The organism is Plectonema radiosum NIES-515 (genome assembly GCF_025753815.1).
Lineage (GTDB): Bacteria > Cyanobacteriota > Cyanobacteriia > Cyanobacteriales > Nostocaceae > Hassallia > Hassallia radiosum_A.
The window spans coordinates 1-10,802 of the sequence record NZ_JAOWRF010000306.1; the positions used below are offsets into that span (position 1 = coordinate 1).

At 40.4% G+C, this 10,802-nt stretch carries 4 protein-coding genes; 3 read left to right on the top strand and 1 reads right to left on the bottom strand.

What is annotated here, in order from left to right; genetic code table 11:
* Positions 1 to 1,133: sulfate/molybdate ABC transporter ATP-binding protein (locus OGM63_RS21645; RefSeq protein ID WP_263747726.1), on the top strand; the 1,133-nt coding region annotated here is incomplete at its 5' end.
* An 836-nt stretch (positions 1,134 to 1,969) separates the two neighbouring features.
* Positions 1,970 to 3,091, top strand: a complete 1,122-nt coding sequence (locus tag OGM63_RS21650; RefSeq protein ID WP_263747727.1) for a mechanosensitive ion channel family protein — start codon at positions 1,970 to 1,972, stop codon at positions 3,089 to 3,091.
* A 52-nt stretch (positions 3,092 to 3,143) separates the two neighbouring features.
* Here the strand turns inward: OGM63_RS21650 and OGM63_RS21655 are convergent, their stop codons facing one another.
* Entirely contained in the window at positions 3,144 to 8,930 is a 5,787-nt protein-coding gene (locus tag OGM63_RS21655) for an alpha-2-macroglobulin family protein (RefSeq protein ID WP_263747728.1), read from the bottom strand.
* 387 nt (positions 8,931 to 9,317) lie between these two features.
* On the opposite strand from OGM63_RS21655, the gene OGM63_RS21660 reads away from it, so the two are divergent.
* Positions 9,318 to 10,802, top strand: a 1,485-nt coding sequence (locus tag OGM63_RS21660; protein ID WP_263747729.1) for a transglycosylase domain-containing protein, incomplete at its 3' end; no start/stop codon positions are given.

The window sequence follows — 10,802 nt, forward strand, 5'->3', positions numbered from 1 at the left end:
CTCCCCCCCTCCTTGTCTCCTCCACTCCTTGTCTCCCCCACTCCCCAGATTCTGGACTTTTCGTAGATATTGAGAAAAAGCTTGCTGGTTTTGAGTTGAAAGTATCATTCAGTGCTGAGAAACAAGAACCCTTGGGATTTTTGGGGGGGTCTGGGGCTGGTAAGAGTATGATTTTACGCTGTTTAGCGGGGGTAGAAACACCGAGTTCGGGGCGGATTGTTTTAAATGGTCGGGTGTTATTTGATGCGGAACGTCAAATAAATTTACCTGCACGCGATCGCCATATTGGTTTTTTAGTGCAAAATTACGCGCTTTTCCCACACATGACGGTAGCAGAAAACATTGCCTTTGGTTTACCGAAGGGGTTATCTTCTACATCTGTGAAGCAGCTAGTAGAGGCTCAACTGATCGGGGTACAATTGCAAGGATATAGCGATCGCTTGACGCAACAACTTTCTGGTGGTCAACAGCAACGAGTCGCATTAGCTAGAGCTTTAGCATCTGTTCCAGAAGTTTTACTTTTGGATGAACCGTTTTCAGCACTGGATACTCACTTGCGAAGTCAACTAGAACAGCAAATGATTGCTACCCTAGCAGATTATCAGGGAATCACTTTATTTGTCACCCACAATCTAGAAGAAGCTTACCGAATTTGTCCAAATTTGTTGGTGATGGAATCTGGACAACAAGTCCATTATGGCTCCAAATACGAAATTTTTGAACATCCTGCTACAGTTAGTGTTGCTCAATTAACTGGGTGTAAGAACTTTTCTGTTGCTCGCACTTTTACACCCCACCAAGTAGAGGCTGTTGACTGGGGTTGCACGCTGCGAGTAGTTGAAACCATTCCAGAGGAATTATCCTTTGTAGGCATTCGTGCTCATCATATCACCTTTAAGAGCGACTCAAAAAGTGAAAATACATTTCCTTGTTGGTTGGTAAAAGCTATTGAAACACCCCACCGAATGACATTGTTTTTGAAGCTACATTCCTCTTCTTTTATGGGTAATCAAGATTATCATTTACAAGCCGAAGTATTCAAAGATAAATGGACGACACTCAAACACCAACCTTTCCCTTGGTATGTTCATTTAGACCCCATGCGACTTATTCTCATGTCCGGGGAAAGATGAAATAGTATGACTTCTTAGGATTTGTGATGGTAACTCACCGAAGATTTTTTTTGTCATCTCTAGAAAGATGCCCAGCGCTCCAAAATCCCCACTGGTGAGCTACAGCAGATTGCATTGTGATTAAATACACGTATAGACAGACTACCAAGTGCTAGGTCTATACAAGGGTTCTGGGTAACGCATAATTAATTTCCACATCAATCGTCGGAAGTCTCTATATTCTTTTCCAAAGATGTCTAATGTGGTAGGTAGTGCCCACCCTTGCTTTGAGTGGTTTAGCACTCAAAGCAAGGATTCTAATGGCTGGAACGTGGAGCTTTCCCGTAGGGTAGTCGTGACTACGTTGACAAGCGTTTATTTATGCCCATCTGATTTTAAAGACAGGGAAAGGGTAAAAAATTTTCATTTCTTGGTCTACGCAGTTCATAATGACTAGGACTTACGCACGCTTTCAAACAGGACATCATGTGTATGAACCGAATTTAGTCGTTCCAGGATGGATGACAATCACCAAAATATGGGTAGCGATCGCCTAAATATCGTCAAAAAATCAGGTTTTAATCCGGGAAATTCATACCTCATATTTGGTATTTTCTGTCAATGCGGAAGTCCTAATGACTATTTATGAGACTTATTAAAAAATAATTAAGAAGTATTGATACAGGAACTGAAAATATGCGATAGTTTCCAACGTAAGAAGCAATAAAAACAAAAGGTTGAAAAAAGCTGATACTCAACAAAGAGAGTAAGGTGTCATTCTTTGTTCAGATAAGAATTAGATTCTCTCAATAGTTTCTTAGTTAAATAGAAAAACTCAATTACCCCTTAACTAACCGATGGAAGCAGTTTTTAACACACTGAAAAATCTCGATTACTCCGGCATACCCATTGGCAAAATACTTACCGTCATCATCCTCCTGACGTTGACACAGACGTTGAGACGATTTGTTGTTACAGCTATTGTTAACACTATTGAACGCTTGACTCGCAAAACCAATAACAACCTCGACGATGAGTTCATTGCGATTCTCAAACCGTCCTTAAGTTGGTTGATTCTGATTGGTGGACTGTGGATTGCCAAGGAAATTCTGGCACAGAACATAGGGACTCAATTGAGCGAAGCAATCGGTAGAACGCTCAACTTAGTAGTTGTTTTTATAGTTGCATACTTTGTTTACCAAGCCTCTTCCATCTTGGGTCAGGTAATTGCTAACCTGTTGCTGCATACTGACACTGAGCTTGATGAATTGCTCAGACCTTTGATGCCGAAAGTTTTTCAATCGGCAGCAATTATCGTAATCACTATTAAGGTAAGTGAAATCTTTTTAGGACAATCGGCAGCAGCACTGGTTGGTCTATTAGGTGGTGCTGGTATCACTTTCGGTTTGCTGTTGAAGGACATTGTTTATGACTGGTTTTGTACATTGATTATCTATTCTGATAATCTCTACAGACAAGGTGACTGGGTAGGAGTGGAGGGAGTAAGTGGTTTTGTGCAAATAGTCAGTATTGGGTTCAGAACCACAACCCTGCATATAACTAAGTGGGGTTCGATCATGAAAATGCCCAATTCAAAAATGATTTCTGGAATTGTGGAAAATTGGTCACAAAATCCGGGAAAAGAATTAAGATGGGGGATTAATTTAACTCTCAAAATAGATGGTATTTCCGCAGACCAAACTTCCCGAATTTGTGATGCTATTGAAAAATTCGCAACGAAGTCTATTCGGGGTCTTTCTCCATCAATTACGGTTCGGTTCAGCAAAATTGAACAGAATGCCCGTGTCATTGAAATTATGGCATTTGTCAATGATGCAAATCTCTACTTTGATGTTGAAAAAAGCTTAAATTTAGCCATATTAGAAGTATTAGAAACAGAGGGAGTTGATGCTTTGTATGTGGAATTAGAAACCACTCTAGAAAAGTATAAACAGAGTCTAAAAGCACCCAACAATTAAAAAAACGAAGTGGAGCGAAGCGATCGCTTCACTACGATTAACAAACATCAAATTACTTCCGCTCTAACAAAACTAACGTAGAATCAGCCGATCGCCCAAATTCTTCGGGTGCGTATCGCAGGTGTACTTTCGCACCAGGATAAAGAAATGTACCGGGTGTCACCGAACGCACTAAGTAATGCAGACGATAAACGCCTGGATCTAAATGGTCAGCATAGGCGATAATGCGATCGCGATAAATTGTTTTAAAGTTGAGTTGCCAATTATCGGCTTTTGCTTTTAACGCAGATGTGGCAGTTTGAAAGCTTTCATCCACAGCTTCAAATCCCCCAGGTAGCGGATCGTTAATCACCACATGCTCCACTCTATGATCTACAATCACCTCTAAACCGATATCCAACACCTGTCCTGTCTCTATTGTCAACGGCTTATCTATACCATAAAGTCCGATTTTTTGCAACACTTTTTCATCACCGACACGGCTAATTTCTCGCGATATTCGTAAACCGTTAAATCTTCCTGGTTGATTTCCTTGCAAGCGATAGCGATAGCTGAGTTTATAATGTAATTTGCCTGAAGCTGATTTTTCCAGAATTAAATCATGATGTCCGCGAGGTAAGTTAGCGATCGCCACATTTAGTTGTAAACTAGAATTACGGTATCCTTCAAACCGACTTTCTCCGATTTTCTTACCGGCTAATTTTACAGTCGCAACAAAATTCGCTGGTGTTGGTTGCAGTTTCGCATATTCCACCAAAGCAGTTAGAGCTTGGGCATTGTTATAACTAGTTTCCCATGTACCGTTGCGTCGCAGTGTTAAAAGACTTTGAAATAACTTATCTATCACTTCTGGTTCGGCTTTGGCAGCGATAAACAAACGTATTGCTTGCGCTTGCGCTGTTGTCGGTGAACTCATCCATCCCCAACTGTTGGGTAAATTTATAACTGCGGTGCGACCAGTTTCATATATATATTGTTGTAACTGCTGTAAAAGTTGTTTAGATTCATCTTGCCATTCGGGAAACTCAGATAGATATCGCGTCAATTTAATTTGCGTCACTAAATCAAAGTTGTTGCGTTGTTGGTAAATATCTGTCAGAAAGCTATTGCGTTTTTCGCCAAATTGTGCAGTGGCAATTAAAGCATTAAGTTGGATTTGGCTTTTACAGGGTTGCTGTTTACAAAACTCAAATTGTCCGGGGTTAGCGAGAATTTTCTGCAAATACCCCTTGAGGCGTGGTATCATCCCTGCATCTACATTTGCTTTCGCCAAAGACTCAGCCACATAAAGAGAAATCCAAGGATCTGACTTTTCTTGTCCTGGATAAGCTGCAAAACCACCATCGGCAAGTTGGAGTTTTTGCAATTGGGCGATCGCTTGGGTTGATTGTTTGCTAAAATCAAACTCTGGGAAAGTCTGACCGTATTTCTCTGAGAGAGTTTGCAGATTAGCGGCAATTATCAACTTACTCGCAGCTGGTTCAGCAAAAGGTAAATCATCATCTTCCATAACTTGTTTTGCAGGTGCTTTAATTTCCGGAATCAGAGTACTTGCTAATTGAACGTCTAAACCTCCAACTCCGGGTAAGACATTTTTATCGACATTCAAAGGAATTTTGACTTGATTTGCAACTTGACTCTTAAAAACTCTGCGATCCTTTGCGTTACCCTTTGCGCTCCTTTGCGTTTCAAACGAATTTGATATTACACCAGTTTCGACAACCTCTTCTGTAACTTCCAGCGGTTTAATTTCCAAAGGAACTTCAAAAGCATCTGCGTTGCCATTTAGTTGAGTGGTGAAGCGGACTTTACTTTCACCAACACGTCCGACAACGATAGGAAATCGATAAGCAGAAGTAGCTGATTCAGCTTGAGTTTGTAAAGAAACAGCCGTCGGATTTTCACCTTCAAAGTTGATTTGACCGCTAACTGCACCATTAATTGTCAAAGTACCAGATGAGTTAGTGTTGTTAGTTATGGATAAACCAGCGTTTAGGCGATCGCCTGGACGCGCAAATTGTGGCAAAATTGGATTAGTTAACAGTGGCTTTGTGGTGATAAAGGTTGTTTCACCATTACCAAAACGGAGATTTCCATCAGTAGCGATCGCCATCATTCGCCATGTAGTTAAGTTATCTGGTAATTTAAATGTTATCTGTGCTTTACCCGACGCGTCTGTAACTACATTATTATAGTAAGCTAAAGCTTGAAAATCTCTGCGGATGCGGGTATTTGCTGCACCGGCTGAGAACCCACCACCATAACCCCAACCTTTCGGTTTAGCGACAGCATTTTGTTCTACCACCACATTCGGACGATTATCGCTAAAGCGGGTAGATATCGGTTGTTCAGCATAAACCGTATTTACCAAATCTGGGGGACGATAACCAGAAAGTTGTAACACCGCTTCATTCACCACCATAACGGTGAATTGTCCTTTGGTGAAGTTTCCTTGATTATCCTTCAACTCTAATTGTACCGTTTCTGACGCACCAGGTTCTAATGAAGTTTGCAAAGGTGTAACTTGCACCTTTAAATATTTCTCTGCCAAATTAACTTTAAAAGGTGCAAAGCCAATTTTTACTAAATTATTTAAACTTCCTGGTTCCAATTTATTTAGAGGAACACCCTGACGTACCAACACAGCTTCAACTGCTGCATTTGGGAGCATTTCTGGTGTAACTTTAAATTGAATTTGTGGTGCACCGCCCTTAACTTTGGTAATCTGTTGATAGATAGGTTTATCTTTGACAACAGCAAAATACAATTCTCCTTCTTTATAAGGAGATTGAATCAGTGCAGTAGCAGTTTCACCGACTTGAAACTCTTTTTTATCAAGTTTCACCTCCAACTTATCTTTTTCACCTTCACCCCAAGCTACTGGATTTTCACCAGTTGCCCAAATTTGCAAATCTGTAACTGTAGAGACGTTACATGTAACGTCTCTACAGTTACATGTAACGTCTCTACAACCATCGCTAAAATTAGCTCTAATTCTGTAAGAACCGGATTCGGGTGGTGTGAAACTTACAGATTGAGGACTCTTACTGGATGTAACTTCTACTTTTCCAACCGTCTTATATTCAACTTGATTTTTCGCAGTTTTACTACCTTCCACCACTTTAGTTAAACTGCTGTATTTCATCTGCTGTAATTCCAACCTAATGCGTTGACCTTCCAGCACTTTTCCTGTCAAGTCGGAAACGATAACTTGAATCGGAAAAGCAAGACCTGCTTCAGCGACAAAGTTGCTTTTTAAACCGATGAGACGATTACTCGGTAAAGCTGTAAAAGTTTGAGAATTCGCTACAGATAAATTAGAAACATCTGCAACTTCAACATCTACCCGATAAATCATCGGATAAGGTAAATCTTTCCCCACACTTACAACTTGACTACTTTTACCATTAGCATCTAGCTGGGTATCAGTTTGCAAAACATCGCTTTGTAAAGAAGGAGATTCCTCCGGGAAAAACCATTGTCTACCAAAACTGAATTCTTCCCAACCCTTAGGAATAAAATTCGTTTGGTTTCTCGTGACAAAATATTTTGCCTTTCCTGCTTCCACAGGTGAACCGAACAGATAATTACTTGTAGTTTTCGCAGCAATCTTATCACCAATGAGGGCAAATTCCTTATCTAAAGCTAATTCTACTTTAAAATTTGGCGCTTTAAATTCAGCTATACGAAATTCTCCAGAAATTTCGTGTCCGTTTTTCCCCTTCCCTTGAATTGTATAATAGCCTAATTTTTGATTGCTCTTAATTGGCACTTCCAGAGAAAACGTCCCAAACTCATTCGTTGTTTGCGTACCTAAATCTGTCTTTTGTCCATCCGGATTTATCAGAGCTAATTGGTAAACAGCATTTTTATCCTGTTGAATCGTGCCATTTTGCAAATAATCAGCAAAGCCGGTAAAATAAGCTTTTTCGCTCGGTTGATACAGCTGTCTATCAGAGAAAATTATTCCCCGTGATTCAGGTTTATCATTTTGCCAACGTGCATCAATATCATAACCATAAGCACCACTATATTCATCAATGCGTGTAAATGCCCAATCTTGATTTTCACGAGCAATCACTAATAGTTCTGGTGATTTTTTTAAGCTTTTACTTTGAGCATAACATGACTGCAAATCTGAACGATTCAGCTTTAAGTTTCCATTCTCATCAGTTTTACTTGATGCACAAGGTATCGGTTGGGGACGAGATTTGGCATTCAATTTTGATTCATAAATTTCCACAGCAGCACCTTTTACACGTGAACCATCAGCAAGATGATGAACCCGAATCAAACTCGATTCAGGAAACCACTGGGAAAATACACCCAAATTCGTCAATTGAACTAACCCATAACTCGTAGGTTCTCTCCAAAGTTGTTTATTATCCTCTTTATATTGATTAGTGCGTCCCTGTACTCCATAAGCTAGCATTCCTGTGGAAGTACCCAGCTTTTCTCGTAAAGGAATACTCACATCAACTGATTGATTCTTCTTTGCAGCTATTTTAAAGCTTTGCCATTCCGATGATTTAGGTAATAAATCATTCCCACTATTGAAATAAACTAAATCTGTTGGTTGAACTACCTTATAAGCAGCTTTGTATTTTGATTCTGGTAAATTGACTGTATTTATATTTAGTTGTAAATTCTTACCCGCAGGAAAAATATTTAAGCCATCAGGAACCCAAATATCCCCCGCTAAATCTCCTGTATGATAATTGACGGTAACTGGTTTACCTAAAGTCTGCCCAAATTTATCTTTAAGATTTGCACCAATCGTAATTTTATAATGAGTAGCAGGTTTTAAAGCATAAGGATTGATGCTGACAAGTTTATCTTGCTCGTTGACTTGGATAAGTCGAGAAATATCTTGGGGTGCAGGATTAATTTTAATATTTTCAATAGCCGAATCTGGCACTAAGACGTTATTAAATTCTAACTGTGGACTACCTTGAATAAATCTCCCATATGTTCCACCTGCATCAGGTTGCCCATAAGATTTAATTCCTTGAAATGTCAATGGAGAATAAGTTGTTAACTTACTGACAAACTCCTTCTCACTGAAGAGATTACCATCAACCGGACGCAAACCGGGAGAAAATTGCAAGCGATAACGAGTTGCTTTCTCAAGATTTTGCTGCGGAATCAGGTTATAAATCCAATTCCGTGCTGAAGGGTCAAATTTTTCCAGCGGTTCTTCATTCTCTTGCAGTTTTTCTTCCTTCGCTAAATCAACCTTGAAACGTATACCCTCCTTTTTCCCTTCACTCAGAAGTTGCAAATGCTTTTTCACTGAAGCTAAATTCAATTCGACATTTGAGGTAAATTGCAACTTCTCTTTTAAATCAATCGATTCCGCTTCAGTTTTTTCTATAGGGTTCACACCTGTTAAATTACTTAAATTGATGAGTTCCGTGTTGAAAGTCCAAGCTAAATCTTGATCCAGACGATGTTTTTTTAAATCTCCCAAACCAGCTTTGAGAGTAACTTGAAACCGCGTTGCTTTTGGAAGTGCTTTCTCAGCTTGAAATCCAACCATCCGTGGTGTCAAAAATCGAAAATGACCGGGTAAACTTGGTGTCAGTTCAAACTTTTGCAACAAACTTTCTTGTTCTGGATTATCAAGACTTTCAAGAGGAATTAAAGCTTCTTTAAAGCGGATACGAATTTGCTGAAGAGGTTTAGCATCTCCGATGGGACTAATTTGTGAAATCCAATCTGGTAAATTTGGAGGAGTTAGTGCCGAAACTTCTGGAAGTTGTTCCTTCCCTGGAACAATACCAATTAAATTACACCCTGTTATTCCTAGTACAAATACCAAGATAAGCAGAGACTGCATTATTCTTATGAGCATGTAAAAAAATAATGTGGCAATAGTATAACTGTTATAGCAATCCTAAATAAGAGCGTCAAAATTTCTCTCTTTTCCTTCCTCTGCGTTCTCTGCGTTCTCTGCGGTTCGTTAACTCATATCATGTCCGGGAGCTTACCCATAATACCGAATAATGTAGAGACGTTACATGTAACGTCTCTACAAATATTTTATTAGGGTCATGATATTAAGTCTTTTTCATAAATCAAATAGGACTGCTATAGTAATTGTGACAAAAATATAGGAATCCTATTTAGACAACCAATTGAGTTTGATTGTTTCCGAAAAACATTACAAATCTTAATATAGATGAATAAGTTTGTAGTCAGGGCTTCAGCCCTGAAATCGATTATAATGAGGGCAAAAGCCCTCATTACGGTTATCGTAATCCTGCTATTATGCGTGACAGTACGCTTATTGCCATATTTGGCGCCAATTCGTAGCGCAGATATTGCCCAAGATAAACAAGCGATCGCCTTTACAGACCGCAATGGGCTATCATTGGGAACGCTACTCACACGCAATAGCGAACATACCGCAGTCGTACCCCTAAATCAAGTTTCCCCCCAATTTATCAACGCGATTTTAGCTGCGGAAGATGGTACGTTTTATCACCACGGCGCGCTAGATTTAAAGGCGATCGCTCGCGCTATCAAAGACGCAATTCACGCCAAACGAATACTTTCCGGTGCTTCCACCATCACCATGCAACTAGCCCGCATGTTGGATTCACTACCCCGCACTGTATCAGGTAAAACTCAGGAAATTTGGTTATCTTGGCGATTAACAGCCGGAATGAACAAAGATGATATCCTAAGTGCATACATCAATCGTTTGCCAATGGGAGGAAATATCTACGGTGTAGAAGCTGCATCTCGCATCTATTTTTCCATACCTGCAAGGGATTTAAATCTCGCACAAGGGAGTTTATTAGCTGCTATCCCCAATAATCCGACTTACTTTAATCCTTACGAACATTATCAACGGTTGAAACAGCGACAAAAATACGTCCTGAATCGGATGATACAGGATGGGTATATCACGAAGGCGATCGCACAACGAGCATACACCGAAAAAGTTATATTTGCCTCTCGTCAACCGGGAATCATTGCTGCCCCCCACTTTTTATTTTGGCTATCAAGTCAAATCCCGCCAACTTCGCTTAACAAATCTTCATCTCCCATCCGCACCACCATCAATCGTCCTTTACAGCAGTTTGTGGAAGCACAACTACAGCAAATACTTACCAACCTTGCTGGGAATAATGTTCATGACGCAGCTGCTTTAGTTATTGACAACCACACCGGTGAACTTTTGGCTTATGTCGGTTCCCCTGATTACTTTAACGAAGCCAAACTCGGACGTAATGATGGAGTTCAGGCGTTGCGTCAACCAGGTTCTACACTCAAGCCGTTTTTATATGAGTTAGCTTTAGAAAAATCTGTAATTCGTCCCAACTCTATTTTAGCTGATGTGCCGGCAAACTACGCGATTCCGGGGGCGAAACTTTACAGTCCTACAGATTATACGCGAAGCTTTACAGGACCCGTGCGGGTGCGGGTGGCTTTGGCGAATTCGCTGAATGTACCAGCAGTCAGGGTGTTAGAAAAGGTTGGTGTGCAGACTTTTTTGGATCGTCTGCGTGAGTTGGGGTTTGCACACTTAACTCACCGGGCAGAATATTATGGTTTGGGGTTGACTTTGGGTAGTGGGGAAGTGAGTTTATGGGAATTAGCTAAAGCTTATTTAATTATAGCACGACAAGGACAAGCCACGCCAATTATAGCCACACTCCCCCCCTCCACCCCCCCCCCCCACCTCTCCCCTATACACCTCCCC